At 64.9% G+C, this 26605-nt stretch carries 26 protein-coding genes, 1 tRNA gene and 1 other RNA gene; 23 read left to right on the top strand and 5 right to left on the bottom strand.

What is annotated here, in order from left to right; translation table 11 throughout:
- Positions 1 to 12 precede the first annotated feature (12 nt).
- Both LCL94_RS02065 and LCL94_RS02060 read left to right on the top strand, forming a co-directional pair.
- The gene (locus LCL94_RS02065; protein WP_160607510.1) at positions 13 to 690 is read left to right on the top strand and encodes a response regulator transcription factor; all 678 of its coding nucleotides are present in this window, start codon (positions 13 to 15) and stop codon (positions 688 to 690) included.
- Between the two features lie 121 nt (positions 691 to 811).
- Complete coding sequence (locus LCL94_RS02060; RefSeq protein WP_222554230.1) at positions 812 to 2152, top strand: ATP-binding protein; 1341 nt, start codon at positions 812 to 814, stop codon at positions 2150 to 2152.
- Here the strand turns inward: LCL94_RS02060 and LCL94_RS02055 are convergent.
- On the bottom strand, positions 2149 to 2445 hold the full coding sequence (locus LCL94_RS02055; RefSeq protein WP_224830769.1) for a chorismate mutase: 297 nt from the start codon (positions 2443 to 2445) through the stop codon (positions 2149 to 2151). The genes LCL94_RS02060 and LCL94_RS02055 overlap by 4 nt on opposite strands.
- Positions 2446 to 2511: 66 nt before the next feature.
- Between LCL94_RS02055 and LCL94_RS02050 the strand changes: the two genes are divergently transcribed.
- Positions 2512 to 3528, top strand: a complete 1017-nt coding sequence (locus LCL94_RS02050; RefSeq protein ID WP_224830768.1) for a polyprenyl synthetase family protein — start codon at positions 2512 to 2514, stop codon at positions 3526 to 3528.
- Between the two features lie 63 nt (positions 3529 to 3591).
- Here LCL94_RS02050 and LCL94_RS02045 read toward each other — a convergent pair whose 3' ends face one another.
- Positions 3592 to 4398 carry a hypothetical protein gene (locus LCL94_RS02045; RefSeq protein ID WP_224830767.1) on the bottom strand — a complete coding sequence of 269 codons (807 nt, stop codon included), beginning with the start codon at positions 4396 to 4398 and terminating at the stop codon, positions 3592 to 3594.
- 229 nt (positions 4399 to 4627) lie between these two features.
- Here LCL94_RS02045 and hrpB point away from each other — a divergent pair, with 229 nt between their 5' ends.
- From hrpB to LCL94_RS02005, 8 genes are all read left to right on the top strand, one after another.
- Entirely contained in the window at positions 4628 to 7054 is a 2427-nt protein-coding gene (gene hrpB / locus LCL94_RS02040) for an ATP-dependent helicase HrpB (protein WP_224830766.1), read from the top strand.
- 18 nt (positions 7055 to 7072) lie between these two features.
- Positions 7073 to 7351, top strand: coding sequence for an ETC complex I subunit (locus LCL94_RS02035; RefSeq protein WP_224830765.1), 279 nt, complete (start codon positions 7073 to 7075; stop codon positions 7349 to 7351).
- A gap of 96 nt (positions 7352 to 7447) precedes the next feature.
- Entirely contained in the window at positions 7448 to 8524 is a 1077-nt protein-coding gene (locus LCL94_RS02030; protein ID WP_224830764.1) for a hypothetical protein, read from the top strand.
- A gap of 50 nt (positions 8525 to 8574) precedes the next feature.
- Positions 8575 to 8669: signal recognition particle sRNA small type (gene ffs, locus LCL94_RS02025), an RNA gene on the top strand.
- Between the two features lie 61 nt (positions 8670 to 8730).
- Positions 8731 to 10560 carry a DNA polymerase III subunit gamma/tau gene (locus tag LCL94_RS02020; RefSeq protein WP_224830763.1) on the top strand — a complete coding sequence of 610 codons (1830 nt, stop codon included), beginning with the start codon at positions 8731 to 8733 and terminating at the stop codon, positions 10558 to 10560.
- Positions 10557 to 10895, top strand: a complete 339-nt coding sequence (locus tag LCL94_RS02015) for a YbaB/EbfC family nucleoid-associated protein (protein ID WP_160607502.1) — start codon at positions 10557 to 10559, stop codon at positions 10893 to 10895. Before LCL94_RS02020 ends, LCL94_RS02015 begins: the two co-directional genes overlap by 4 nt.
- A gap of 147 nt (positions 10896 to 11042) precedes the next feature.
- A complete protein-coding gene (gene lon, locus LCL94_RS02010) occupies positions 11043 to 13439 on the top strand; it encodes an endopeptidase La (RefSeq protein WP_224830762.1) in 2397 nt (798 codons plus the stop codon).
- Positions 13440 to 13684: 245 nt separating this feature from the next.
- Positions 13685 to 13957, top strand: coding sequence for an HU family DNA-binding protein (locus LCL94_RS02005; protein WP_061922727.1), 273 nt, complete (start codon positions 13685 to 13687; stop codon positions 13955 to 13957).
- An 85-nt stretch (positions 13958 to 14042) separates the two neighbouring features.
- On the opposite strand, the gene LCL94_RS02000 is transcribed toward LCL94_RS02005, so the two are convergent.
- Both LCL94_RS02000 and rlmB read right to left on the bottom strand, forming a co-directional pair.
- A complete protein-coding gene (locus tag LCL94_RS02000) occupies positions 14043 to 14903 on the bottom strand; it encodes a hypothetical protein (RefSeq protein WP_224830761.1) in 861 nt (286 codons plus the stop codon).
- Between the two features lie 19 nt (positions 14904 to 14922).
- The gene (gene rlmB / locus LCL94_RS01995; protein ID WP_224830760.1) at positions 14923 to 15714 is read right to left on the bottom strand and encodes a 23S rRNA (guanosine(2251)-2'-O)-methyltransferase RlmB; all 792 of its coding nucleotides are present in this window, start codon (positions 15712 to 15714) and stop codon (positions 14923 to 14925) included.
- Positions 15715 to 15867: 153 nt separating this feature from the next.
- Between rlmB and LCL94_RS01990 the strand changes: the two genes are divergently transcribed.
- The 4 genes from LCL94_RS01990 to LCL94_RS01975 all read left to right on the top strand — a co-directional run bounded on the left by LCL94_RS01990 (position 15868) and on the right by LCL94_RS01975 (position 18793).
- Positions 15868 to 15953, top strand: a tRNA-Tyr gene (locus tag LCL94_RS01990).
- Between the two features lie 71 nt (positions 15954 to 16024).
- Positions 16025 to 17167 carry a beta-ketoacyl-ACP synthase III gene (locus LCL94_RS01985; RefSeq protein ID WP_224830759.1) on the top strand — a complete coding sequence of 381 codons (1143 nt, stop codon included), beginning with the start codon at positions 16025 to 16027 and terminating at the stop codon, positions 17165 to 17167.
- 40 nt (positions 17168 to 17207) lie between these two features.
- A complete protein-coding gene (locus LCL94_RS01980) occupies positions 17208 to 17957 on the top strand; it encodes a phosphatidylserine decarboxylase (RefSeq protein WP_224830758.1) in 750 nt (249 codons plus the stop codon).
- Positions 17954 to 18793 (top strand): CDP-alcohol phosphatidyltransferase family protein, encoded by an 840-nt coding sequence (locus LCL94_RS01975; protein ID WP_412070768.1) that lies wholly within the window; start codon positions 17954 to 17956, stop codon positions 18791 to 18793. Before LCL94_RS01980 ends, LCL94_RS01975 begins: the two co-directional genes overlap by 4 nt.
- Here the strand turns inward: LCL94_RS01975 and LCL94_RS01970 are convergent.
- On the bottom strand, positions 18762 to 19001 hold the full coding sequence (locus tag LCL94_RS01970) for a hypothetical protein (RefSeq protein ID WP_160607495.1): 240 nt from the start codon (positions 18999 to 19001) through the stop codon (positions 18762 to 18764). The two genes, LCL94_RS01975 and LCL94_RS01970, sit on opposite strands and share 32 nt — an antisense overlap.
- A 353-nt stretch (positions 19002 to 19354) precedes the next feature.
- Here LCL94_RS01970 and rpsB point away from each other — a divergent pair, with 353 nt between their 5' ends.
- From rpsB to rseP, 8 genes are all read left to right on the top strand, one after another.
- Complete coding sequence (rpsB, locus tag LCL94_RS01965; RefSeq protein ID WP_160607494.1) at positions 19355 to 20104, top strand: 30S ribosomal protein S2; 750 nt, start codon at positions 19355 to 19357, stop codon at positions 20102 to 20104.
- A gap of 112 nt (positions 20105 to 20216) precedes the next feature.
- Positions 20217 to 21143 carry a translation elongation factor Ts gene (gene tsf, locus LCL94_RS01960; protein WP_160607493.1) on the top strand — a complete coding sequence of 309 codons (927 nt, stop codon included), beginning with the start codon at positions 20217 to 20219 and terminating at the stop codon, positions 21141 to 21143.
- 385 nt (positions 21144 to 21528) lie between these two features.
- Positions 21529 to 22254, top strand: coding sequence for a UMP kinase (pyrH, locus tag LCL94_RS01955; protein WP_160609108.1), 726 nt, complete (start codon positions 21529 to 21531; stop codon positions 22252 to 22254).
- A gap of 29 nt (positions 22255 to 22283) precedes the next feature.
- The gene (gene frr / locus LCL94_RS01950; RefSeq protein WP_224830757.1) at positions 22284 to 22841 is read left to right on the top strand and encodes a ribosome recycling factor; all 558 of its coding nucleotides are present in this window, start codon (positions 22284 to 22286) and stop codon (positions 22839 to 22841) included.
- A 136-nt stretch (positions 22842 to 22977) separates the two neighbouring features.
- Complete coding sequence (gene uppS, locus LCL94_RS01945; RefSeq protein WP_263611803.1) at positions 22978 to 23619, top strand: polyprenyl diphosphate synthase; 642 nt, start codon at positions 22978 to 22980, stop codon at positions 23617 to 23619.
- Between the two features lie 4 nt (positions 23620 to 23623).
- Positions 23624 to 24310, top strand: a complete 687-nt coding sequence (locus LCL94_RS01940; protein WP_224830755.1) for a phosphatidate cytidylyltransferase — start codon at positions 23624 to 23626, stop codon at positions 24308 to 24310.
- The gene (dxr, locus tag LCL94_RS01935; protein ID WP_224830754.1) at positions 24307 to 25464 is read left to right on the top strand and encodes a 1-deoxy-D-xylulose-5-phosphate reductoisomerase; all 1158 of its coding nucleotides are present in this window, start codon (positions 24307 to 24309) and stop codon (positions 25462 to 25464) included. Before LCL94_RS01940 ends, dxr begins: the two co-directional genes overlap by 4 nt.
- Before the next feature lie 25 nt (positions 25465 to 25489).
- On the top strand, positions 25490 to 26599 hold the full coding sequence (gene rseP, locus LCL94_RS01930) for an RIP metalloprotease RseP (RefSeq protein WP_224832639.1): 1110 nt from the start codon (positions 25490 to 25492) through the stop codon (positions 26597 to 26599).
- Positions 26600 to 26605: the final 6 nt, after the last annotated feature.

Genomic DNA, 26605 nt, shown 5'->3' with positions numbered 1-26605 from the left:
GGACGGAAATTCATGCGGATCCTGATTGTCGAGGACGAGCCCACGCTCGGCCTCCAGCTCAAAACCACTCTCGAACAGAACGGCTATGCGGTCGATCTTTCGACCGATGGCGAGGACGGCCATTTCCTCGGTTCGACCGAGGATTACGATGCCGTCATTCTCGATCTCGGCCTGCCCGAAATCGACGGGCTGACCGTGCTCGGCATGTGGCGCAAGGAAGGCCGCAAGTTCCCCGTCCTGGTCCTGACCGCGCGTGACAGCTGGTCGGACAAGGTCGCAGGCCTCGATGCCGGCGCCGACGATTACCTCGCCAAGCCCTTCCAGACCGAAGAACTGATCGCCCGCCTGCGCGCGCTGATCCGCCGTGCTTCGGGCAATACCTCCAGCGAACTGACTGCAGGCCAGGTGCGTCTCGACACGCGTTCGGGCCGCGTCACGCTGGCAGGCGAGCCGGTCAAGCTGACCGCGCAGGAATACAAGCTGCTGAGTTACCTCATGCACCACAAGGGTAAGGTGGTCAGCCGCACCGAGCTGATCGAACATATCTACGATCAGGATTTCGACCGCGATTCCAACACGATCGAGGTCTTCGTTACGCGCATCCGCAAGAAGCTGGGCGCGGAAGTGATCACGACCATCCGTGGACTTGGGTACAGCCTCGACGACCCCGCAGACGCACCCCGGGCCTGAGGATACTCCGGCTGCCGAGGCGCGTCGTGCGGCGGTAACCCCGCCCGCCGATACGCCTGCGCCCGAAGACGGGGGGGTGACGGTTCCGGGCGCTCCGCCCCGCCGCAGCCTTGCCAAGCGCATGATGGCGATCGCCGCGGTGTGGATCGCGGTGCTGTTGCTGGGCGGCGGCTTCGCGCTCGACCGCACGCTGACGCGCATGGTGGAGAAGAATTTCGACGACCAGCTGGAATACCTCCTCAACGCCATGCTGGTGGTGGCCGAAGTCGGCCCGGACGGCGAAATCTACTTCAATCGTCCCGTCGGCGAGCCGCGCTTCCTCGAGCCCAACAGCGGGCTCTACTACCAGATCAGTGCGGAAGGGCAGGAAGGCTACACCTCGGATTCGCTCGAACCCTCGTTGTCCCGTTCGCTGTGGGACAGCCCGCTCAAGCTGCGGCAGGACCATTTCGACGACGATCCGCATTTCTACGACAGCTACCAGTTCGCCGGCGAACCCCTGCGTATCGTCGAACGCAGCGTCATCCTGCCTGACAGCGATGCGCGCTGGACCTTCGCGGTCGCCTCGGCGCGCGAGGAGCTGGATTTCCAGATCTCGCGTATCCGCTCCATCCTCGTGTGGAGCTTTGCCGCGCTTGCCCTTGGCCTGCTGATCATGGCCGCCCTGCAGAGCTATTACGGTCTTTCGCCGCTGCGCCGCGTGCGTGCCGCGATCCAGTCCATGCGCTCCGAAGGGGCCAACCGGATTACCGAACCGCTGCCGCTGGAAGTCGAGCCGCTGGTCGAAGAAATCAACGGCTTGCTCGCCCATAGCGAGAAACAGGCTGAAGAGGCGCGGATGCACGCGGGCAATCTGGCCCATGCGCTGAAGACCCCGCTGACCGTGCTGACCAACGCCGCCACGGCCAACGATCCGCAATTATCCGACCTCGTCTTCCGCGAGACCAAGACCATGCAGCGTCATGTGGAACACCACCTTGCGCGTGCAAGGGCAGTGGGCCGCAGGGCATCGGGCCATTCGCGCGCCGATGTCTGGCCGAGCGCGGAAAGCGTGCTGCGGGCTGTCACGCGCATCTACGAGGACACGCGCTTCGATGTCGACGGCAACAAGCAGGCCGCCGTGTCGATCGAGCGGCAGGACCTCGACGAGATCCTCGGCAATTTGATCGAGAACGCGGCGAAATACGGCGGCGGCAGCGTCTTCGTCACCATCGATGCCGACCGCGAGGGCAAGGACTGCACCATCTGGGTCGAGGACGACGGCGAAGGCATCCCGCCGAGCGAGCGGACCCGTATCTTCGACCGCGGCGCACGGCTCGACACGGGCAAGCCGGGTACGGGCCTCGGCCTCGCCATCGTGCGCGATGTCGCGGAAATCTACGGCGGATCGGTGGAACTTGGCGAAAGCGAGGACCTGGGTGGACTGCTGGTCAGCCTCACCCTGCCGCGCGCCGGAGGCTAACCCTCGCGCGCCTGTTCGTGGTGGCGGATCACCTCGTCGATGATGAAGCGCAGGAATTTCTCGCTGAATTCGGGGTCCAGCTCGCTTTCCTCGGCCAGCCTGCGCAGGCGCGCGATCTGTTCCTGTTCGCGCGAAGGGTCGGCCGGTGGCAGCGTTGCCTTGGCCTTGTATGCGCCGACGGCCTGCGTGATGCGGAACCGTTCGGCAAGCATGTGCACGATGGCCGCGTCGATATTGTCGATGCTCTTGCGATACCCGGCGAGGACCGGATCCTGTGCTGGCGCGTTGGTCATGTGAAGCACGCTATCATCAATTCCCCGCTTGCCAAGAAAGCAAGTGCAGACCATGGCCAAGCCGAAATGACAGCCGACGTCGTACACCTCCCGCGCAAAGGGCCCGAGCCCTCGATCGAGCCGATGCTGGCGCTGACCGCGTCGGGCATGAACCAGGTCAACCAGGTCATCCTCGACCGGATGCAGAGCGAAGTGCCGCTCATTCCGGCGCTGGCCGGCCACCTGATTTCGGGCGGGGGCAAGCGCCTGCGCCCCATGCTCACGCTCGCCGGGGCGGAGCTGGTCGGATACAGCGGCACGCGCCACTACAAGCTGGCTGCGGCGGTCGAATTCATCCACACCGCCACGCTGCTGCATGACGACGTGGTCGACGGCAGCGACCTGCGGCGCGGCAAGGCGGCGGCCAACATCATCTTCGGCAATCCGGCCACCGTGCTGGTGGGCGATTTCCTGTTCAGCCGCAGCTTCGAGCTGATGACCGAGGACGGCAGCCTCAAGGTGCTCAAGATCCTGTCGGGCGCCTCGGCGATCATCGCGGAAGGCGAGGTCGACCAGCTGACCGCCCAGCGCAAGATCGATACCTCGGAAGAACGCTATCTCCACATCATTCGCGCCAAGACCGCGGCGCTGTTTGCAGCCGCCAGCCGGATCGCCGCCGTGGTGGCGGAGTGCAACGAGGAAGAGGAACGCGCGCTCGACGAATACGGCCGCAACCTCGGCGTTGCCTTCCAGCTCGTGGACGATGCGCTCGATTACGATGCCGATGCGGCGCAGATGGGCAAGGACCGCGGCGACGATTTCCGCGAAGGCAAGATGACCCTGCCGGTCATTCTCGCCTATGCGCGCGGCAACGAGGAGGAACGCACCTTCTGGAAAGCTGCCATCGGCGGGTTCCGGACCAGCGATGCCGATCTCGAAGAAGCGATCCGCCTGATCGACAGCCACAATGCCGTGGCCGATACCAAGGCGCGGGCGCGCCACTTCGCCCAGCGGGCGATCGACGCGCTGTCGATCTTCCCCGACGGCAAGGCGCGCCAGGCGATGACGCAGGCTGCCCTTTTCGCGGTTTCGCGCGGCTACTGATCCCAAATAAAACCCCGGCCCTGCGCAGTGCAGGACCGGGGCTTCGCCTACTGGCCCTAAGGCTTACTGGCGTGTTGCGGTCCAGGTCACCTTGCTGCCGTCGCGCGAATCCGTGCTGACGCCCTTGAGCTTGTCGCCCTCGACCGTCAGTTCGGTGACGGAAAGCGTTTCACCGTCGCGCGAATAGGTTTCGCGGTAGCTGTTGTCGCCGGTCTTTTCGACTGCGACCATGGTGCCCGAATTGTCGCCTTCGATCGCCACCGGTTCGCCGCCCAGCGTGGCGGTCCAGCTGCTGCCGTTGCCGCTGTTGCTCAGCGTATCGCCATCGAGCGCGAAGGTGAACTTGAGGCCGGCCTCGTCGATGGAGTCGATGTTGGCCGTCGTCCACTTGCCAGACATGGCGTGCGAGCCTTCCGGACCTGCTGCGGTGCGGGTGAAGGTCGACTTGCCGTTGACCGGCGTGTCGCCGGACAGGTCGGTCCATTCGACCGTTGCGGTCTGCCCGTCTTCGCTGATGGTCATGGTCGAACTGCCTGTGTCCTCGCCCTTGAAGCGGCTGGAGAACTTGACCGTGCGCTCGTCGACCACCTCGATCATCTGGCTGTCGGTGCCGGGACGGTCGACCGTCTGCCATTGGCCGTCGGCGGCGAAGCCGTAAGGAGGCAGGCAGCTGTTGCACTGGTACTGGCCATCGGCGAGCACCCAGTCGCGGTTGTCGTTTTCGAAGCTGGCCGACTCGATATCGGCCTTCCATTCGCCCGCGATGGAGCCTGCTTCCGTGCTGGCCGCCTCCGTATCCGCAGTTTCGGAACAGGCGGTTGCCCCCGCCACGAGGGTAAATGCCGCCAGGGCGGTCATCATCTTCTTCATGGTTTTCTCCCTTGCTTTATCGGTGTCCCGCCGTGCGCCTTTGCGCTGTCCGGATCCCGGGACCACCTCACCCCCTCCACCCGAATGAAAGAGCAAGGAGCGGGGGAAATACCAGCATTTTTGCCCTTTCTGCAAACGCGCGGAGGTTCGCGTGGGATTCCAATCCGATGCGAGAAAAAGCGGGCAGGGAGGGCTGCACAAATCCCGCCGCTGTGCAAAGAGCCGCTTCGTGGCCGACGAACTTCCCATCCATGCTGTCCTGCAGGACCTGCTGGCGGCCCTGCGCAGCGGCACCGGCGCCGTGCTCGTCGCTCCCCCTGGGGCGGGCAAGACGACTGCCGTGGCGCCGGCCCTGCTGAGCGAGGACTGGTGCGGTGGAACCGTCATCCTGACCTCGCCCCGCCGCGTTGCCGCGCGTGCAGCGGCCGAGCGCATGGCCGAATTGCTGGGCGAAAAGGCGGGCCAGACAATCGGCTACCTGACGCGCCTCGACAGCAAGCGCAGCGCCGCGACCCGCGTGCTGGTCGTGACGGAGGCGATCTTCGTCAACATGATCCTCGACGATCCCGAACTGTCCGGCGTTTCGGCCGTGCTGTTCGACGAGGCGCACGAGCGGCACCTCGACAGCGATCTCGGTCTTGCCCTCGCGCTGGAAAGCCGCGCCGTGCTGCGCGAGGATTTGCGCGTGCTGGTCATGTCGGCAACGATCGACGGTGCGCGGTTCGCTTCGCTGGTCGGTGAAGGCACGCCGGTGGTCGAAAGCGAGGGGCGGGCCTATCCGCTGCGGACCGTCTGGCTTGGTTCCTCACCGCAGGAACGGGTCGAAGACGCCATGGCGGCAGCCATCTCGCAGGCCTGGCGGGAGGAGAAGGGGGATATCCTCGCCTTCCTGCCCGGCGTTGGGGAAATCGAACGCACGCGGGAACGGCTGGAAGTCCGGCTTCCGACCGCACTCGTCCTGCCGCTGCACGGGCAGGTCAAGCCCGCCGAACAGCGCGCCGCGATCCGCCGCGATCCCGACGGGCGCCGACGCATCGTGCTTGCCACCGCGATTGCGGAGACATCGCTGACGCTCGACGGGGTATCGGTCGTGGTCGATGCAGGCCTCTCACGCCGCGCGGAATTCGACCGGGCTGCGGGGACCACGCATCTGGCGACCCACCGCGCGAGCCAGGCCGCCGCGGCCCAGCGCGCAGGCCGCGCGGCCCGGCAAGGGGCGGGTGTCGCCTATCGCCTGTGGGAAGAGGGTGGCCATGCGGGCCGCCCCGCATTCGACCCACCGGAAATGGCGACGTCGGACCTCGCCCCGCTGGTGCTGACGCTGGCGAAATGGGGGTCGAGCGATCCTGCATCGCTGCCGTGGCTCGACTTGCCCCCCGCGCCCTCTGTCGCCGCGGCGAGGGCGACGTTGCAGGCACTTGGCGCTTTGGACGGTGACGGGAAGATCACGGCGCGTGGGCAGCAGATGGCCGCCCTCCCGCTCGATCCGGCCTCTGCAGCGATGCTTCTGTTCGGGGCGAAGCACGGTTGCGAGGGCGAGGCGGCGCGGCTCGCCCTGCTGTTGCAGGAACGCGGGCTGGGCGGACGCGGCGAAGACCTCGAAGCGCGGCTTTCGCGCTGGAACGCCGACCGGTCCGGCCGCGCGGATGCGAGCCGCAAGCTCGCTGCGCGCTGGGCGGAGCGTGCCCGCGAACTCATCGGCAAGCAGCGGCGCGAGGATGTCCCGCTCGCCATCCTGCTGGCGGCCGGCAGGCCCGAATTCATCGCCAAGCGCCGCGACGGGTCCGGCGAAAGCTGGATCGCGGCGGGAGGACGCGGTTTCGCCCTCGACCCGGCATCCTCGCTCGCCCGGGCGGATTTCCTCGTCATCGGCGATGCGCAAGGGCAGGCCAAGGGCGCGCGGATCACTGCTGCCATCGCGCTCGACGAGAAGGAGCTTGAACGCTGGCTGCCCGAGCGGATCGAGCGCAAGTCGATCACCCGCTGGAACGGCAACCGGATAGAGGCGCGGCTCGAACGCAGGCTTGGCGCGATAACGCTTGCCACCGGCCCCGATCCTGCGCCCGACGAGGCGGCGATTGTGGATAGCCTTGTGGAAAAGGCGTTGGAAGACGTGGGAAAGCTGGTCCCGCGCGAACTGGCGGCGCGCGCCCGCTATGCCGGGATCAAGGCCTTGGACCCGGCTTCACTGGCCGGACAGGCCGATCTCTGGCTCGCACCGTTGCTGGCCGGGCGTCGCGACCTCGACATTCCCAAGGGCAGGCTGGTCGAAGCCTTGCTCGGTCTGCTCGACTGGGACGAGCGCCAGCGCCTCGACAGGGAAGCACCGCGCGAATTGACCTCGCCCGCCGGCACTACCCACGCGATCGACTACACGGGCGACGATGCACCTTGCACCGAGGTCCGCGTGCAGGCGCTGTTCGGCCTCGAGCGGCATCCGACGGTCGGCGATACGCCGCTGCTGCTCAAGCTCACCAGTCCCGCAGGCCGCCCCATCCAGGCCACGCGCGACCTGCCGGGCTTCTGGCGCGGCAGCTGGGCGGACGTGCGCAAGGACATGAAGGGCCGCTATCCCAAGCACCGCTGGCCGGAGGAACCGTGGACCGAAAAGCCGAGTTTGAAGACCAAGAACGCCTTTTCAAAAAGCGAGGGCTGAATTAGGGGAGCGGCCATTATGGCGGCACGAATCTACCAGCGACCGAAAAACGCGATGCAGTCCGGCAAGGCCCGGACCGACGAGTGGGTGCTCGAATTCGAGCAGTCCGAAGCGCGCAAGGCCGACCCCCTGATGGGCTGGACCGGCAGCGGCGACACGCAGGTGCAGGTGCAGCTGACCTTCCCGACGAAGGATGCGGCCAAGGCCTATGCCGAGAAATACGGCATCGTCGCACGCGTTCACGCAACGCCGCCCAAAAGCCTCAAGCTGCAGGCCTACGCCGACAATTTCCGTTAAGGTCAGCGGCGCGCGAAACCGCTTGGCGGGTTTGAGCTTCTTTGGCAGATGATCGCACCGGGGCCGGCATCGTGCTGGCCGATGGATCGACACTGCATGACATCACGATTTCGTCGGGCCGGTAGGGCGGCCCGCATCGCAGGCACCTTCGCCTTGGGCGTGACTGCATTGGTGCCGGCACCTGCGCTCGCACAATCGGCTCCGCAGGTTTCGGCGGCTTGGATCGAAAGCCTTTGTCCCGCGCCTGCTGCCAATGAATTTGCGCTCGGCAAGACCGAAGAAGAGCAGGCGGCCTCTGCGCTAGCCTTGTTCGAATCTCCGGGCGAAGCGCGGGCGCCTTTCACCTCCGGCTCGGGCGTCTACACGCCGTGGTCGCGGCGGCTTGCCGGACTGAGCTGGGAAAGCGAACTCGAATACGGCGACCACATGGAAGACTGGCGCGTGGCCCTTGCCGAGACGCTCGCCGCGAACGGCTGGGAGCAGCGCGAGGATACCATGTTCGGTGCCGGCCCGGGATGGTCCGCCCTGGCCTTCGAAAAGGCCGAAATTGTCGACGGGAGCGAGCGAACGCTCATCTTCCGCTTCGACACGTTCGACAAATATTCGGTCGACTGCGGGGAAGCGGACATGCTTGACCTCTACCAGCGCGAAGTGGGGGGCGAACTCGAACCCGGCTCGCCGCGACCGGTCGATCCTGGCCCGCCTGCCAGCGAAACCGAATACCTTGCCCGGTTCGACTGCGCCGATCCGGAAGTCGTCGCAAGGTTCGCGGCTGCAGGCTCCACCGAAGTCGCGGGTCCCTACGCGGAAACGCTGATCTCGGGCGCCATGCCCTATGATGTGCAGGAGCAATACGAACAGCGGCTGGGAACCTGGCTCGGCTGGATGTTGCTCGCCTCGGGCAGGATTTCGGATGAAGATTTCTTCGAATTGACCCGCGAAGCCGACGACGTCGTCGAACTCGACTTCGAGGCAGACCTGATGGGCATGATCGGTAGCCTGGAAAACAGCTTCAAGGGGCTGGAGGAAAATGACGGTGCCCGCGCATGCACCGGCTACCGGACCATGCTCAAGAGCGGGATCGCGGCGACCAAGGCGAGCTACAACCGCCACCGCCGCATCAACGCAGCGATGATCGCCGAGGCGGAGCGGCTGGGTATCGACATCGACTAGCTAGCCGTATCTTGGCTTGCATCGGGGCGTCCTCGTCGCCATATGCGCCTCCGGGAGTCGGTCGGACGTTTGCGTTCGCTCACCGGGTCAGGTCCGGAAGGAAGCAGCCCAGGTGGATTGCGGCGGGTCGGCCGGCTCCTTTTTCACCCACAATTCGCATTGCTCACGGTGTGACATTTGGCGCGCCAGTGCCTACCTAGTCATGCATGGGTGATTCACCGGAGAATACCGACTCGCTCCCTTGGGAAAGCGAGGCCGAAGAGGCCGCGCCGAGCGCTGCCGAGCTAGAGGCGGCAGGGCAGGAATCGATGTTCGGCGCGCCTGCCGAACCGCCGCCTGCACCTGCTCCAACACCCGAGCCTGCGGCGGAACCCGAAGCAGCGGAGGAAGCGCCAAAAGCGGCTGAAGCGCCTGCCTCCTCGCGGCCCTACCGCGTGCTGGCGCGCAAGTACCGTCCGCAGACCTTTGCCGAACTCATCGGCCAGGATGCGATGGTCCGCACGCTGGCCAATGCGATCGCGCGCGACCGGCTGGCCCACGCCTTCCTGATGACGGGCGTGCGCGGGGTCGGAAAGACCTCGACCGCGCGCCTCATTGCCAAGGCGCTGAACTGCATCGGGCCGGACGGGCAGGGCGGCCCGACGATCAGCCCCTGCGGCGAATGCGAACCGTGCCGCGCCATCGCGGAAGGCCGCCACATCGACGTGATCGAGATGGACGCCGCCTCGCACACGGGTGTCGACGACGTGCGCGAGATCATCGAGGCGGTGCGCTATGCCGCCGTTTCGGCGCGCTACAAGATCTACATCATCGACGAAGTCCACATGCTGTCGCGCAATGCGTTCAACGCCCTGCTCAAGACTCTTGAGGAACCGCCTGCGCATGTGAAGTTCCTCTTCGCGACGACCGAGGTGGACAAACTGCCGGTCACCGTCCTCAGCCGCACGCAGCGTTTCGACCTGCGCCGTATCCCGGTGGAACTGCTCGAGGCGCATTTCGCGGAAATCTGCCGCAAGGAAGGCGTCGAGGCCGATGGCGAGGCGCTGCACATCATCGCCAATGCCGCCGAAGGTTCGGTGCGCGACGGGCTGTCCATCCTCGACCAGGCTATCGCCCACGCCGACATGGATACCGGCGGCCGCGTCACTGCGGAACGCGTGCGCGACATGCTCGGCCTCGCGGACCGCGGGGCGCAGCGCAAGCTGTTCGCGCACCTTCTCAAGGGCGATGCCAAGGCCGCGCTGACTGCGGTGGACGACCAGTATGCGCTGGGCGTCGAACCGCTTGCTTTGATGCGCTCGCTCATGGACATCACCCACCGCATCGCGCTGGCGCAGGTCGCGGGCGAAGCGGATGCGCCAACCGTCGAAGAGCGCGAGCAGTTGCAGGACTGGGCCCAGCGGCTCGAGGTCGGCCAGGTCCACCGTCTGTGGCAATTGCTGCTCAAGGGCCATGACGAGGTCCGGCAGGCGCCCGATCCGCTGGTTTCGGCGCGCATGGCTCTGCTGCGCGTACTGCACGCTTCCAACCTGCCCGACCCGGGCAAGCTGGCGAAGAAGCTGGACGAACTGGCAAAGCGCGGTCCGGCACCCGCCGCACCGTCGGAAGGCGGAGCGGGCGCACCGGGCCCGACCGCAGCGCTCGACTGGGAAGAACTGGTCGAGAAGGTCGACCATGCCGGGCACCTGCAGGCCGCCAGCATCATGCGGCTGCAAATCCGGCCGATTTCGGTCGAGCAAGGCAAGCTGGTTTACGACCGCCCCGACAATTTCAGCGATGCGATCGAGCCGGTGCTCAAGGACGCGCTCTATGCCGTCAGCGGCGAACGCTGGCTGCTCGAAGCGGGCGATCCCACCAAGGCGCAGCCCTCGCTGGTCGAACGCGACAAGGCGGCGCGCGAAGAAGCCAAGGCGAAACTGCGCGAACACCCGCTGGTAAAGGCCACTTTCGCGGCATTTCCCGATGCCGAACTGATTGAAGACGGCGCCGAACTCCCCCCGATGCGGCGCGAAATACCCTGGAGCAGAAACGCATGAAATCGATGGAAGAAATGATCGCCGCCGCCCAGAAGGCGGCGGAGACGATCCAGACCCAGATGGGCGAAGCACAGGCCAAGCTCGACAATATCGAAGTCGAAGGCACTGCCGGTGGCGGTCTGGTAAAGGTTCGCGCCACCGCGCGCGGCCGGATCATCGGCGTCCAGATCGACGAAAGCCTGATGAAGCCGGAAGAAAAGCAGATCGTCGAAGACCTCGTCACGGCAGCCTTCAACGATGCGCGCGACAAGGCCGACCGCAAATCGGCCGAGGAAATGCAGGCCATCCAGAGCGGCATGGGCCTGCCCCCGGGCTTCAACCTGCCCGGAATGTAATCGCGCCGGCACCGGCCTGCGGGCCCCGCTGCCCGCCAATCCCCAAGATGTTGCGCCCCCCGCGTTGCGAAGCGCGGGGGGCGCACCCATATTCAGCCCTAAGCACGGTCCTGCTGAACCGATCGGACCGCAAACGGACGCATGAATATGACCCAGAGTTTCCCCCTTCTTCCCTTGCGCGACATCGTCGTCTTTCCCGGCATGGTCGTCCCGCTCTTTGTGGGCCGCGACAAGTCGGTCGCGGCGCTCGAAGCGGCGATGGAAGGATCGAAGGACATCTTCCTCCTCTCGCAGCTCGACCCGGGTTGCGACGACCCTGAAGGCAGCGACCTTTACGACCTCGGCGTCGTGGCGCAGGTCCTCCAGCTGCTGAAGCTTCCCGATGGCACGGTGCGCGTGCTGGTCGAAGGGCAGGAGCGTGCAAAGCTCGAAACCCTGCGCGAAGAAGGCGACTACGTGATCGCCGATGTCGCGATAATCGATGAGCCCACCGCTTCGGGCAGCGAAGTGACTGCCATGATGCGGCAGGTCGTCGACCAGTTCGCCGAATATGCCAAGCTCAACAAGAAGGTCGGCGACGACGCGGCCGAACAGCTGCGCGAAATCGACGATGCCGGCGAGTTGGCCGACACGATCGCCGCTGCCATCAATGCCAAGGTGTCCGACAAGCAGTCGCTGCTAGTCGAACCCGATCCGCTGAAGCGGCTCGAAATGGTCATGTCCTTCATGGAAGGCGAACTATCGGTGCTGCAGGTGGAGCGCCGCATCCGTGGCCGCGTGAAGCGGCAAATGGAGAAGACGCAGCGCGAATATTACCTCAACGAACAGCTCAAGGCGATCCAGAACGAGCTGGGCGGCGACGACGAGGACGGCGGCAACGAGATTGCCGAACTGACCGAGAAGATCGCCAAGACCAAGCTGTCGAAGGAAGGGCGCGAAAAGGCCGAGAGCGAGCTCAAGAAACTGCGCACCATGCAGCCGATGAGCGCGGAAGCGACCGTCATCCGCAACTATCTCGACGTGCTGCTCGGCCTGCCCTGGGGCAAGAAGAGCAAGGTCAAGAAGGACATCGGCAAGGCGCAGGAAATCCTCGATGCCGACCACTATGGCCTTGAAAAGGTCAAGGACCGCATCATCGAATATCTCGCGGTGCAGGCGCGCACGCGCAAGCTGAAGGGGCCGATCCTGTGCCTCGTCGGCCCGCCCGGTGTCGGCAAGACCAGCCTCGGCAAGTCGATCGCCAAGGCGACGGGCCGCGAATTCGTGCGCCAGTCGCTGGGCGGCGTGCGCGACGAGGCGGAAATCCGCGGCCACCGCCGCACCTACATCGGCTCGCTGCCGGGCAAGATCGTTACCAACCTCAAGAAGGCTGGCAAGTCGAACCCGCTGTTCCTGCTCGACGAGATCGACAAGCTGGGACAGGACTTCCGCGGCGATCCGGCATCGGCGCTGCTCGAGGTGCTCGATCCCGAACAGAACAACAAGTTCCAGGACCACTACCTCGAACTCGATCTCGACCTGTCGGACATCATGTTCGTGACGACCGCGAACAGTCTCAACCTGCCGCAGCCGCTGCTCGACCGCATGGAGATCATTCGGCTCGAAGGCTACACGGAAGACGAGAAGGTCGAAATCGCGACCCGCCACCTGCTACCCAAGCAGGTGAAGGATCATGGCCTCAAGAAGGGCGAGTTCGAGCTGACCCAAGACGCGCTGCGCGACCTGATCCGCTATTACACCCGCGAAGCCGGTGTCCGCACGCTCGAGCGAGAACTTGCGCGCCTCGCTCGCAAGAGCCTGCGACAGATCCTCGAAGGCAAGGCGACCAGCATCACGATCACGCCGGAAAACCTCAGCGACTTCGCAGGCGTGCGCAAGTTCAAGCACGGCATGAGCGAGGACGAGCCGCAGGTCGGCGCCGTCACCGGTCTTGCCTGGACGGAAGTGGGCGGCGAACTGCTGACCATCGAAAGCGTCACCACGCCGGGCAAGGGAGAGATCAAGACCACCGGCAAGCTGGGCGAGGTCATGAACGAAAGTGTCGCGGCTGCCTTCAGCTTCGTGAAGGCGCGGGCGCCTGCCTACGGCATCAAGCCCAGCATCTTCCAGCGCAAGAACATCCACATCCACCTGCCAGAAGGCGCGGTGCCCAAGGATGGTCCGAGCGCGGGCGTGGGCATGGTCACCTCGATCGTCTCGACCCTGTCGGGCGTTCCGGTGCGGGCGGACGTGGCGATGACCGGCGAAGTCACGCTGCGCGGCCGCGTGCTGGCGATTGGCGGGCTGAAGGAAAAGCTGCTCGCGGCGCTGCGTGGCGGGATCAAGAAGGTCCTCATTCCGGAAGAGAACGTGAAGGATCTTGCGGAGATTCCGGCCAATGTGAAGGAAGGCCTCGATATCGTCGCCGTGAGCCATGTCGACGAGGTGCTTAAGCACGCGCTGACCGCGCTGCCGGCCCCGATCGAATGGACCGAAGCCGACGATATCGCCAGCCAGCCGGGCCATCCCGCAGCGGGCGGATCGCCTTCGCCGACGGCTCACTAACAAAGGATAAGTTGCACTGCAGCGACTCGGAGAGGCGTCCGGACCCGTGTCCGGGCGCCTTTCCCGTTGTGGGACAGACGCTCGCAACGGTTCGTCGCAGAAATCGAATTCGCAGGCCAAAAACCGCACTTTTTAGCCGAATTTGCCTTTGACAGCGGGGGGAAAAGTCTCTCAATTCCCAGCCCTTCGGTGGCCCCGAGTCACCGGCATTATTTCAAAACACCAATGAGGGGGTTTCCACTAACATGAACAAGAACGACCTGATCAGCGCGGTTGCGGATTCGAGCGGCCTTTCGAAGAGCGACGCCTCGAGCGCCGTCGAAGGCGTGTTCGACGCAATCACCAAGTCGCTTTCGAACGGCGACGAAGTCCGCCTGGTCGGCTTCGGCACGTTCTCGGTCGCCAAGCGCAAGGCATCCACCGGTCGCAACCCCCGCACCGGCGAGCCGATGACGATCAAGGCGTCGAACCAGCCGAAGTTCAAGGCCGGCAAGGGTCTCAAGGACGCCGTCAACTAAGACGGTTTTTCCGCCTCTGTGGCGGGAACAAGAAAGCCCCGCAGCCTCGAAGGGCTGCGGGGCTTTTCCTTGGCCGGAACGCGCCTCAGTCGAATGCGATCAGCGCAGTCGGTGCCTGTTCGGTCTGCTGGTCGATTTCCCAGACCAGCGCCTGACCGCGCGCATTGGCGACCGGACCCTCGTCGGTGTTGTTGGCCAGGATGCGACCATCGGTGACGATGGTGAAGGTCCCCTTCGGCAGCACGATGCGCGGCATCTTGGCACCCTCCGCCTCGCCTTCTTCCAGCCCGAGCGACGCCAGCCCCATCATGCCGGCCATCATGCCCTGCATCGGATTGCCGCCACCTTGCGCGGCGAAGCCGGGCGCGTCCACGCGGACCTGCCCGCCATCGCGCAGCATCATGGTGACGAACATGTTCGCCATCGGCATCTTTTCGACCATGGGGAAGGCAAAGTCGTGGGTCATCCGGCCCGACACGCGGAAATCGACGTCGAAGATGCCGTCGCCCATGTAGTCGACCTTCTCCCAGCCGCGCTGGCGTTCCAGCGTGTCGGCCAGCTTGTTGGCCGCTTCGGGATCGGACGGGTCGAAACCGCCCAGCATCTGCTTGGTCTGTTCGGCCTTGCGTTCCGCCTCGGCGCGCCGTTCGCTCGCCCCGGCCTGCCATTCGGCCCGCTGTTCGCTGACTTCCGCCAGCGAGCATTCGCGTTCCTCGTAGGTTTCCTCGTCGATGCACTCCGCCTTGAAGGTATCGTCGGCCTTAGCGCCCATCTCGGCCAGCTTGCTGAGCGCCAGCATCTGGATTTCGCCGTCATAGGAATAGGCGAAGCTGCCGTCCTTCATCATGTGGAGTTCGCTGGTGAAGGTGCCCGGCGAAAGCAGGCAGCCCGTCAGGGCAAGCGAACTGGCAGCGGCAAGGGCCGCGGTGCGGATCGGTTTCGTCATATTCCCCCCGTTTCGAGAATCAGCTTCGGGTAGCTACCGCATAGAGTGCCACGGCAGCGGCGTTGGAAACGTTAAGGCTCTCGATCTCGGACGAGATCGGCAGCTTGGCGAGCGCGTCGCAATGCGTCTGGATATTGTGCCGCATCCCGTCGCCCTCCGCACCGAGCACGATGGCGACCGGGCCAGCGGGCAGGGCTTCGGCCAGCGTCGTATCGGTGTGACCGGTAAGGCCGATGCGCCAGTAGCCGGCCTCCGCCATCTCCTCCAGCGCGCGGGCGAGGTTGACCACGCGGATCCACGGAAGCGTCTCCAGCGCGCCGGATGCGGTCTTGCCGATCACGCCGCCTTCGGGCGGGGCATGGCGGTCCTGCGTCACCAGCGCCGCCGCACCGAAAGCTACGGCCGAGCGCATGATCGCGCCGACATTGTGCGGGTCGGTTACCTGGTCGAGCACCACGATGGGGCGCGAGGGATCGCCGTCGAGCACCTCGTCGAGGAAGCGGTCTTCCAGCGCCATGCATTCGAGCACCAGCCCTTGGTGCGGGGCGTCCTTGGCCACGAGGCGGGCAAGGTCGGCCACGTCGGCATATTCGACCGGGAAATCGGCCGGCAGTTCGCCGTCGAGCGATTCGATGCCTTCGCGCGTCGCCCACAGCTTGCGGTGCACGCGGTCGGGGTTCTTGAGCGCGGCCTCGACCGCGTGGCGCCCCCACAGGCGCACGGCGCCCGCGCTGGCCCGGCCGCTGCCGCGCCCGCCCTTCATGCGGCCTGCACGGCCCCTCAATGCGCGTTTGCGTTCGCCCTTTGCCATCAAATCCATCCTGTAATTCGTCTTCGGGGCCGCTCCTGCCAGCGAGGCCATTGACAGGCAAGCGCCGCTTCGCCAAAGGGGCGCCTCTCGGCGCGGGACCCCAAGCGGTTCCGCACGTTTTATCTCTATCCGAGATAGCAGGCGAGCCCGTGTGGACAGGTGGCCGAGTGGTTAAAGGCAGCAGACTGTAAATCTGCCCGCGCAAGCGTACGCTGGTTCGAATCCAGCCCTGTCCACCACCGGCTTCCCTCATGCATTTCGAACAGCAACTCTCTTGCAGGCGGTCGGCCTCGCGCCTAGTCACGCCCGCATGACACAGCATCCCCAGATGACCGGCCGGCCCGTCATTTCCTCGACCGGCCTGTTCACGCCCGAAGAAAGCATCACCAACGAAGAGCTGGTCGCCAGCTTCAACGAGTATGTGCGCCGCCACAATGCCGCCAACGCCGATGCGATCGCGGCGGGCGAGATGGAGCCGCTGGCGGAAAGCTCGGTCGAATTCATCGAGAAGGCGAGCGGCATCAAGGCCCGTCACGTCATGGCGAAAGCGCCGGTGCTCGATCCCGACATCATGGCGCCGCGCTGGCCTCAGCGTTCGAACGAGGAGGTCTCGATCCTGGCCGAGATCGGCATCAAGGCCGCCCGGCAGGCGCTGGAGCGCGCGGGCCGCGACCCTGCGGATGTCGATGCGGTCCTGTGCGCCGCGTCCAACATGGAACGGCCCTATCCGGCGATGGCGATCGAGATCCAGAAGGAGCTGGGCATCGACGGCTTCGGCTTCGACATGAATGTCGCCTGCTCGTCCGCGACTTTCGGCATCCAGACTGCCGCCGATTACATCCGCGCGGGCAATGCGAAGAGCGTGCTGGTCGTCAGCCCCGAAATCACCAGCGGCCACCTCAACTGGCGCGACCGTGACAGCCACTTCATCTTCGGCGACGTGGCGACCGCCGTGCTGGTGGAAGATGCCGCCATCGCCCCGGCACAGCACTGGGATATCCTCGGCACCAAGCTGAAGACGGTGTTCTCGAACAACATCCGCAACAATTTCGGCTTCCTCAACCGTGCCTATCCGGAAGACGCGGGCGGGCCGGACAAGCTGTTCGTTCAGGAAGGGCGCAAGGTCTTCAAGGAAGTCGTGCCCATGGTCGCGCAGATGATCTGCGAAGAAGCGGAGCGGCTCGACATCGATCCCAAGGCGCTTCGCCGGATGTGGCTGCACCAGGCGAACACGGGCATGAACCGCCTGATCGCGCACAAGGTGCTGGGCCACGAGGCGAACGAGGACGAGAGCCCGACCGTGCTCGACACCTACGGAAATACCTCCAGCGCGGGCTCGATCATCGCCTTCCACCTGCACAGCGACGACCTTGCCGCAGGCGACACGGGCCTCATCTGCAGCTTCGGCGCAGGCTATTCCGCAGGCACGGTTTTCGTGCGCAAGGTGGCCTGAGCGACTTGTGAGGCGCGCCGTCAGCGCCTAGGCCAAGGCCATGGCAGGTGATCTACTCGACAGCCGGGGTCGCGGCGAGGCGCAGTGGGGGCTGCCCGCGATCCATCCCGAAGGACGCAAGTTCGGCATCGCAGCGCTGGGCATCTCGCTCGTCTTTGCGCTCTTCGCGTGGGAGACGCTGGCATGGCCGATGGCGTTCCTTTCGCTGGGCGTCTTCGCGTTCTTCCGCGATCCCGAACGCGTCGTCCCGCAGGACGAAACCTCGATCGTCTCTCCCGCAGACGGCAAGATCGTTCAGATCGCCGAAGTTGCCCCGCCGCGCGAACTGGTGATTGCGGATGGCAGCGGCACGCGCGGCCTTGGCGAAGAGCCGGTCACGCGCATCTCGATTTTCATGTCGGTGTTCGATGTCCACATCAACCGCACGCCGATTGCGGGTATGGTGCAGCGCGTCGTCTATATCCCGGGCCAGTTCCTCAATGCAGAACTCGACAAGGCGAGCGAGGACAACGAGCGCCAGCACATCTTGGTCGAGCGCAGTGACGGCGTGCAGGTCGGCTTCACGCAGATCGCAGGGCTCGTCGCCCGCCGCATAGTGCCGTTCGTGAAACCGGGCGACACTCTGGGCATTGGGCAGAGAGTGGGGCTGATCCGCTTCGGCAGCCGCGTCGACGTCTACCTGCCCGCAGGCACCGGCTCTCGCGTGATGCTGGGGCAGCGGGTGGTGGCGGGCGAGACCGTCATTGCCGAACTGGGCAAGCAGCCCCTGCGTGAAGGAGTGTCGCAATGAGCTTGCCCCCGGCCGGACCGCACGACGATTTCGAGGAACGTGCGCGCCTTGGCCCCAAATCGGCCGAGGACGAGAAGCCCCTGATGGGCCGTTCGCGCGGGCTGTCCCTTCGCGCGATGGCGCCCAATGCGATTACCGCTGCGGCACTGTGTTCGGGCCTCACGGGTATTCGCTTCGCCATTTCCGACCAGTGGGCCGCTGCGGCGGTCGCGATCATCGTGGCGGGTATCCTCGACGGGATGGACGGGCGCATCGCGCGCCTCCTGAAAGCCCAGTCGCGGTTCGGGGCGGAACTCGACAGCCTCGCCGATTCGCTGAGCTTCGGCACGGCACCGGCGATCATCATCTATCTCTGGTCGTTGTCGGCCGAACCGCGCTGGGGCTGGTTCGCCGCGCTGGCTCTGGCCATCTGCTGCGCCCTTCGCCTCGCGCGCTTCAACGCCCAGATCGACATGGAGCACCAGCCGCACAAGTCGCTGGGCTTCCTTACCGGCGTCCCTGCGCCGATGGGGGCAGGGCTGGCCTTCATGCCGTTCTTCCTGTGGTCGGCAACCGGGCTCGACATCTTCCGCGAGCCGATCGTGGTGGGACCGTGGGTGCTGGCAGTGGCTTTGCTGATGATTTCGAGCATGGCGACACCCAGCTGGACATCGCTGCGTCCGCGCCGGGGCATTCGCTTGTGGGTGCTGGCCTTTATCGGCCTGGTGTTCGCGGCGCTGCTGTCGGAACCGTGGTGGACGCTGAGCGTGATCGGGATCGGTTACCTGGCGCTGCTGCCGTTCACGCTGATGCGCTATGCGCGGATCAGGCGGCGCGCCGAACCGTCTGGCGCGTAACTGCAGCTACGCGTCCGGGGCGGGTGAAGCCGCCATGGGCAAGCGCCGGGCGCATTCCGCTTTCGCAGACCTGTGCTTCCGTAGGCAGCTGCAGGCGATGCCGCAGCTGGCCGAAAGCGGACCACCAACGCAGTCCGCCATCGACGAGCAGGGCCACTGCCGCGATTGCGGCGAGGGCGGAAACGGCAGTCAGGAACAGTGCGAACATCCGAGTATCTCCTGTCCCGGGCCTGTCGACAAAGCTGTTGACAGCCTGGGTAATTCTACGGGAAAACACCTATGGCCCACCGGTTGTTCCGGTGATGAGGACAATGTTCCTGTTTTGTTCTCGCCTGTCAAGCGCTTTTCGCGCCCGGATTCCCTTTTTTAGCGATGAATCGAGTCTGGATTTGCCGGCAAAAGCCCGCTAAGGGCGCGCCGTTCGCTTGAGATTCGGCCAATTCGGGCCGGTCAGACGGCGGGCAAATCCACATGGAAGGCGCACATACCGGTGCCCGGCCGCGGGATATTCCGCACCACGGGTTCCTGCCTTCCAGAGGTATAACCGGAAAGGAAATGACCATGGCGGCTCCTACCGTCACCATGCAGCAACTGATCGAGGCCGGCGCACACTTCGGCCACCAGACCCACCGTTGGAACCCGCGCATGAAGCCGTACATCTTCGGCGCGCGCAACGGCATCCACATCATCGACCTGTCGCAGTCCGTGCCGCTGTTTGCGCGCGCGCTCGACTTCATCAACCAGACTGCCCGTTCGGGCGGCAAGGTGCTGTTCGTCGGCACGAAGCGCCAGGCACAGGACGCGATCCGCGAAGCCGCGCTCGCCTCGGGTCAGCACTACGTCAACCACCGCTGGCTGGGCGGCATGCTCACCAACTGGAAGACCATCAGCGAGCGTATCAAGTACCTCAAGACCCTCGACGAGCGTCTGGCAGGTGACAACGCCGGCCTGACCAAGAAGGAAATCCTCGACCTGACGCGCAAGCGCGACAAGCTCGAGATGTCGCTTGGCGGTATCCGCAACATGGGCGGCATTCCGGACGTGATGTTCGTGATCGACGCCAACATGGAAGACCTGGCGATCAAGGAAGCCAACGTTCTCGGCATCCCGGTCGTCGCCGTGCTCGACACCAACGTCGACCCGAGCGGCATCGCCTTCCCGATCCCGGGCAACGACGACGCTGCCCGCGCCATCAAGCTCTACTGCGACGCCGTCAGCGAAGCAGCCCGTTCGGGCAAGGGCGAAGGCATCCAGGATTCGGGTGCAGACGTCGGCGCGATGGAAAATCCGCCGGAAGAAGCCGTCGCCTGACCGGCAATTGACTGATTGGCGCGCCATGCGCCCGTCACAATGCGACGATACGCGCCGGGCCGCTCCTCCAGCTGGCCCGGTGCCCGCACACTGATTTGAGAAGGAAAGTATCATGGCTGCATTCACTGCCGCTGACGTGAAGGCCCTGCGCGAGAAGACCGGCGCGGGCATGATGGATGCCAAGAAGGCTCTCGAAGCCGCCAATGGCGACATCGAAGCCGCAGTCGACGCACTGCGCGCCAAGGGCCTGGCAACGGCCCAGAAGAAGTCGAGCCGCACCGCCGCAGAAGGCCTCGTCGGCATCGCCGTCGAAGGCACCAAGGGCGTTGCTGTCGAAGTGAACTCGGAAACCGACTTCGTCGCCAAGAACGACAAGTTCCAGGATTTCGTGCGCAAGACCACGCAGACCGCGCTCGCCACTGCCGGCGACGACGTCGACACGCTCAAGGCCGCTGCCTACCCCGATGGCGGCACCGTCGGGGAGAAGCTGACCGACAACGTCGCGACCATCGGTGAAAACCAGCAGATCCGCCGCATCAAGACCGTCTCGGTCACCAACGGCGTGATCGTGCCCTACATGCACAACGCTGTCGCTCCCGACCTCGGCAAGATCGGCGTTCTCGTCGCTCTGGAAAGCGAAGGCGACAAGGCCAAGCTGGAAGAGCTGGGCAAGAAGCTCGGCATGCACATCGCCGCTGCCTTCCCGCAGGCGCTGACCGCAGAAGGCCTCGACGCCGAAGTGATCGCGCGCGAGCGTGCCATCGCTGCCGAAAAGGCTGCCGAAAGCGGCAAGCCCGCCGAAGTGCAGGCCAAGATGGTCGACGGTGCGGTCAACAAGTACGCCAAGGAAAACGCCCTGCTCAGCCAGGTCTACGTGATCGACAACAAGACCCCGATCGCGCAGGTCGTCGAGCAGGCCGCCAAGGACGTCGGCGCCAAGGTCGAACTGGTGGACTATGTCCGCTTCCAGCTCGGCGAAGGCATCGAGAAGGAAGAAAGCGATTTCGCAGCCGAAGTGGCTGCTGCCGTCGCCGGCTAAGCCTTCTTACAGGCCAATTCGAAAAGGGGCTGTCCGCCATGTGCGGGCAGCCCCTTTTTCGTACCTGCGGCCAATTGTGCAGATTTGGGGGCAGGGGGTCCGGCCCTGCCACAAAACCGACTTCTTTGGGGCGGGAACTCTGCTACAGCGCCTGCGTCACCTGCGAGCTTTCGCGCGCCCCTGATCCCTTCGGGTCGCACCGTTGAGAGAAATTGGGTAGCCCCCGGAATACGGGGAGGTGGCACTTCTTTTTCCCAAACGCTCCTGTCGTGCACCACGACTGCTTCCCGCTTCCGGCAGGGTTCGTGGGGCTTTCCCTTTGCGCGTATCCGTCTTCATGGCTAAGGAGCCGCATCCCACCATTCATACGGATTCTCCGCCTGCCATGACTCTCCCCAAGATGAACCGCGTCCTCCTGAAGCTGTCGGGCGAGGTGCTCATGGGCGACCAGCAGTTCGGGATCGATCCCGCTTTCGTCCTCGAACTGGCGAAGGAAGTGAAGGCGGCAAAGGAAACGGGGCTGGAAATCTGCCTCGTCATCGGTGGCGGCAATATCTTCCGCGGCATGGCAGGGGCAGCGCAGGGCATGGACCGCGCGCAGGCCGATTACATGGGCATGCTGGCCACGGTCATGAACGCGCTGGCAATGCAGAGCGCGCTCGAGCAGCTCGGCGTCCAGACCCGCGTGCAGAGCGCGGTGCAGATGGACCAGGTGTGCGAGCCGGTGATCCGTCGCCGTGCCGAACGCCACCTCGAAAAGGGCCGCATCGTGATCTTCGCCGCCGGTGTCGGTGCACCCTATTTCACCACCGACAGCGGCGCTGCACTGCGTGCTGCCGAAATGAACTGCGACGCGCTGCTCAAGGGCACCAGCGTCGACGGTGTCTATGACAGCGACCCCAAGTCCAACCCGTCGGCCACGCGTTACGAAACCGTGAGTTACGGCAAGGTGCTGGCAGACAATCTCAAGGTCATGGATGCGAGCGCCGTGGCGCTGTGCCGTGACAACGACATTCCGATCGTGGTCTTCTCCATTCGCGAGAAGGGCAATCTGGCGCGCGTCCTGTCGGGCGAGGGCGTCCAGACCGTCGTTACCGATCACACCGCATAAGAACACACGAGAGAGACGAGGAAGCCATCATGGCCAAATACGACAAAGCCGATATCGAGCGCCGCATGAAGGGCGCCGTGGAAAGCCTCAAGGGCGACCTGTCGGGCCTGCGCACCGGCCGCGCAAATACCAGCCTGCTCGATCCGGTCGTGGTCGAAGTCTACGGCGCGATGATGCCGCTCAACCAGGTCGCCACCGTGTCGGCCCCCGAACCGCGCATGCTCAGCGTGCAGGTGTGGGACAAGGCCAACCTGATCGCGGTCGAGAAGGGTATCGCCAAGGCGAACCTCGGCCTTAACCCGATGATCGACGGCCAGACGCTGCGCCTGCCGATGCCCGACCTCACCGAAGAACGCCGCAAGGACCTCGCCAAGCTGGCGGGCGAATATGGCGAGAAGGCCAAGATCGCGATCCGCAACGTGCGCCGCGACGGCATGGAAGCGCTCAAGGACGACGAGAAGAAGAAGGAAATCTCCGAGGACGAGCGCAAGCGTTCGGAAGACGAGGTCCAGAAGCTGACCGACACGTACGTCGCCGAAACCGATACGGCGGTCGAGAAGAAGGTCCAGGAAATCCTGACGAAGTGAGCCGCGCGGCGCCCGCCTGCCGCGGCCCCGGGCCGTTCGGGCAGGCAGGGGCGCCGATGCGGCCCGCCTTCGCCCTGTGCGATCGGATGGTGCTGTGACCCCTCCCGAAAAGACCGCCCGCCACGTCGCCATCATCATGGATGGCAACGGCCGCTGGGCGAAGCGCAAGCACCTGCCGCGAGTGATGGGCCATAGGAAAGGCGTGGAGGCCGTGCGCGAGCTCGTGCGCAGCTTGAAGGATACCTCGATCCAGTGCCTGACGCTCTATGCCTTCAGCAGCGAGAACTGGAAGCGTCCGGAAGAAGAGGTCGACGACCTGATGAACCTGATGCGCAAGTTCATCAAATCGGACCTGCCCGAATTCATCGCCAATGACGTGCGGCTCAAGATAATCGGCGACTGGCAATCGCTTGCGCCCGATATCGTCGAAATGCTCGAGGATGCGTTGGCAAAGACCGCGCATGGTTCGCGCACGCTGGCCGTCGCGCTCAATTACGGGGCGCAGGCGGAAATCGTGCAGGCCGCAGCCAAGGCTGCTGCGGCTGGCGAAGTGACCGAGGAAAGCATCGCCGCCAACCTCTACACAGCCGACCTGCCGCCGCTCGACCTGCTGATCCGCACCAGCGGCGAGGTACGCCTGTCCAATTTCCTCTTGTGGCAGGCGGCGTATGCGGAAATGATCTTCACCGACGTGTTGTGGCCCGACTTCACGCCGGCGCACCTGATGGATGCGCTCGACCAGTTTGCCGGGCGGGAGAGACGATTTGGGGGACGCTGAGGCCTTGGCGCCGAAAAAGAATGCCGATTTGCCGGTCCGGATCGCGTCTGCGGCCGTGATGTTGGCGGTGGCGATCGGCGCCCTTGTCGCTGGCGACCCCTGGCTCGACTGGTTCATCATCGCGGTCGTGCTGGCGACGCTGGTGGAATTCGTCCTCCTGGTGCTGAAGGCGACGGGCAAGGCGGCCAACCGTTTCGTCGGCATCATCGCCGGCACGCTCTATATCGCGGCAGCGGGTATCATCCTGACCGGCCTTCCTGCGCCCATGATCGTCGGCGTGGTGGGTACGGTAATCGCCGTAGATACCTGCGCCTATTTCTTCGGGCGCACGCTCGGCGGGCCGAAGATCGCGCCGGCTATCAGCCCGTCCAAGACCTGGGCCGGGCTGCTCGGCGGTGTCGTCGGGGCAAGCGCATGGCTCGCCGCCTTCATCTATTTCACGGCCCGCCAGACAAGCGGCCCGACCACCATGGGCTTCGACCTGCGCGAGACGGGCATCATCGTGCTGATCGGCACGGTGTTGGCGGTCGCTGCGCAATCGGGCGATTTCTTCGAAAGCTGGCTCAAGCGGAAGGCCGGCGTGAAGGACAGCTCGAACCTCATTCCGGGGCACGGCGGCTTTTTCGATCGCACCGACGGCATGATTCCCGTGGTCCTGATTGCGGGCCTGTTCCTCGGCTTGCCTGCATGACACGCAGCATTTCCATCCTCGGTGCCACCGGATCGGTCGGCGCATCCACGCTCGACCTCGTGCGGCGCAACCGCGGCGAATGGCAGGTTGCGGCGCTGACAGCGCACTCCAACGTCGCGGACCTCGCCCGGCTGGCGCGCGAGTTCGAGGCGGAGGTCGCGGTCATCGCGGACGAGCGGCATTACGAAGCGCTGAAGGACGCGCTGGCAGGCTCGGGTATCGAAGCGGCCGCTGGGCGCAAGGCGCTGTGCGAAGCGGCATCGCGCAAGGTCGATATCGTTATGGCGGCCATCGTCGGCTGCGCGGGGCTCGGCCCGGTCATGGCAGCGATCGAGCAGGGCACCACCGTCGCTCTCGCAAACAAGGAAGCGCTGGTTTCTGCAGGCGAGGTCATGACCGCAGCCGTCGCGACACACGGCGCGCGCCTGCTGCCCGTCGACAGCGAGCACAATGCCATCTTCCAGTGCCTGCAAGGCGGCAAGGTGGAAGAAGTGCGCACCATAACGCTCACCGCCAGCGGCGGCCCGATGCGCACATGGACGAAAGAGCAGCTCGACAAGGCGACGCCTGCGCAGGCTATCGCGCATCCCAACTGGGACATGGGCGCCAAGATCAGCGTCGACAGCGCGACCATGTTCAACAAGGGCCTCGAACTGATCGAGGCGCATCACCTGTTTCCCGTCGGCCTCGACCGCATCCGTATCGTGGTGCACCCGCAAAGTGTGATCCATTCGATGGTCGAATATCGCGACGGATCGACATTGGCGCAGCTCGGCCCTTCCGACATGCGCGTGCCGATCGCCTCCTGCCTCGCATACCCTGCACGCATGGAGACGCCGATGGACCCGCTCGATCTGGCGGCCATCGGCGAACTGACCTTCCACGCGCCTGACGAAGAGCGTTTTCCCGCCACACGGCTGGCGCGCGAGGCAGCGCAGGCGGGCGGCGCGGCCCCGGCCGTGCTCAATGCCGCAAACGAGGTCGCCGTTGCGGCCTTCCTTGCAGGTAACATCCCGTTCAGCCGGATTGCGCTAATGGTGGAGCGCATTCTTACGGAAACCGAACTTCCATCACCGCCGCGGACCCTGGAAGAGGTCCTGCGCGTTGACGAGGATGCGCGGATGCGCGCAAGCGCCATGCTGGAGCATTGCTGAGTTGGACGGATCGATCCCTTTCTGGATGTACATCATCGGTTTCCCGCTGCTGCTGGGGCCGCTGGTGACGCTGCACGAACTGGGGCACTATCTCGTGGGTCGCTGGTTCGGCGTTAAGGCAGAAGCCTTCTCGGTCGGTTTCGGCAAGGAAATCGCAGGCTTCACCGACAAACATGGCACGCGCTGGAAACTCAGTGCCCTGCCGCTGGGCGGCTATGTCCAGTTCAAGGGCGACATGAACCCGGCCAGCGTTCCCAATCCCGAAGAGATCGCGAATGCTACCCCGGAAGAGCGGGAAGGCAGCTTCCACCACGCCAGCCTCGGCAAGCGGGCGCTGATCGTCTTTGCCGGTCCGGCGATGAACATCCTCGTGACGCTCGCGATCCTCGCCAGCTTCTTCATGATGTTCGGAAAGCCCGTGATCGCCGATCCCGAACAGACCAACGTGGTCGTGCGCTTTTCCGAGGAATCGGCTGCGCGCGATGCCGGGATCGAGGAAGGCGACCGGATCGTTGCCATCGATGGCGACCGTGTGACGGAATTCGACCAGATCCAGGACCGGGTCATGATGTACCCGGGCAAGGACATCGTCATGCGCGTGGAACGCGACGGCGGCACGCTCGACGTTCCGGTAACCATCGCCGACGTCAAGGAAAAGGACCGCTTCGGCAACGTCTCGCGCATCGGCCGTATCGGTATCTATTCCTCGGCCATGTCGTTCGAGCCGGTCGGCGTGATCGAGGCGACGCGTCTTTCGGTCGAGCAGACCGGCAAGCTGGTCGACATGATGGTGACCGGAATCAAGCAGATCGTCGTGGGCGACCGGTCGGTCAAGGAACTGGGCGGACCGGTCACGATCGGCAAGTTTGCCGGCGAACAGCTGAGCCTCGGGCCGCTTGCATTCTTCAACCTGGCAGCGCTGATCTCGCTTAACTTGGCATTCATCAACCTCCTGCCAATCCCGGCGCTCGACGGCGGACACCTGGCATTTTACGCAGCGGAAGCAGTCCGCCGCAAACCGCTGGGCCCCCGTAGTACGGAGGTGGCCTACCGGGCCGGTGTGGCAATCGTGCTTGCACTGATGGTATTCGTCACCTTCATCGATATCGCCAAACTCCCGTTCTTCGGGAATTAGGCGGGG

This window comes from Qipengyuania gaetbuli, from assembly GCF_020171365.1.
Classification (GTDB): Bacteria; Pseudomonadota; Alphaproteobacteria; order Sphingomonadales; family Sphingomonadaceae; genus Qipengyuania; species Qipengyuania gaetbuli_B.
This window is presented reverse-complemented; position numbering and strand designations above follow the sequence as displayed.